1 protein-coding gene is annotated in these 1,230 nt (G+C 37.0%); it reads left to right on the top strand.

The genetic code is table 11. The features are described from left to right. Window positions 1-102 precede the first annotated feature (102 nt). The coding region (locus J5V48_RS09710; RefSeq protein ID WP_219938439.1) for an IS66 family transposase at window positions 103-1,230 on the top strand (1,128 nt) is incomplete at its 3' end.

The raw sequence follows: 1,230 nt of genomic DNA, 5'->3' as shown, positions 1-1,230 counted from the left end.
AGATCATTTTGAGAGGCATCATCAAGTTGAAATTGAACTAACTCCTTTGCTATAAAACGCTATTGGTATAATAGCAACAGTAGAAAAGAGAAAGGTGAATCAATGGATTTCAACGAGTTAAAAGAAAATGCTGAGCAGATTTGCAAGGAGCTAAAAGATAAAGCTCCAGCAGATTTATCTGCACTTGCGCTCTCGTTGTCAGCCATAATAAAAATGATGATAACCATGGTCTCTGGACTTATGGAACAAAATGAAAAGCAAGCTACTACCAATTCAAACTTACTGGGAACAATAAAAGACTTGCAAGAAACCATAAAAGAGCTACAGCGAAAGCTGAATATGGATTCTCACAACAGCTCAAAACCACCATCAAGTGATGGCTATAAGAAAGCAAAGAAAGACAGAAGCTTAAGAGAGAAGACTGGTAGAAAGACTGGAGGACAGAAAGGTCATAAAGGTGTGAATATGAAGCTTCCTCATGAACCAGATGAGGTAAAGATTCATTTACCAGAAAAATGTAAAACCTGTCCTTATCTTTCCTCATGCACAGCAAATGGACATGTATTTGAGTGTACAGAAAAGAGATACGTAGTAGAAGCTGTAATAAAAACAAATGTTATTGAGCATCAGATTGTAAAAGCATTAGACTGCCCATGTGGAGAGGTAAAGCTTAAGGGTGAATTTCCTGAGAATGTGAAGGGCTATATTCAGTATGGAGATAGCTTTACTGCAATATCAGGACTTTTAAGTACCTTTGGGGCAGTAAGTACAGAAAGAATTCAGACCTTAATAGACGGAATGTTCAATGTAAGTCTATCAGAAGGAACAATCTGCTCAATGATTAAAAAATGTGCTCTTAAGGTAAAGCCTGTAGTGCAGAAAATCAGAGAGTGTTTAATAGACTCTGATGTGGTCAATTTCGATGAAACAGGAGTTAGAGTTGAAGGCTCTACTCAATGGGTACATAACTCATCAAATGAAAAATACACGTACCTTACTGTAAATCAAAAAAGAGGCAAAATAGGTATAGAAGATAATGGTGTGATAACCAAATTCAAAGGCACCGCTGTTCATGACTGTTGGGGCTCATATTGGAAGTTTGACAATGTCAGCCATGCTGTATGCTGTGTTCATCTGTTAAGAGAGTTAATTTCCATAAGTGAGAATAATCCATCTCATATATGGGCAAACAGACTGAAAAACCTGCTTTTGACTATGAAATCAGCTAAA

The sequence above is a fragment of the Succinivibrio faecicola genome (assembly GCF_019448115.1).
Taxonomy (GTDB): domain Bacteria; phylum Pseudomonadota; class Gammaproteobacteria; order Enterobacterales; family Succinivibrionaceae; genus Succinivibrio; species Succinivibrio faecicola.
Note: the sequence above shows the minus strand (reverse complement) of the source record. Positions and strands in the feature narration are given on the sequence as shown.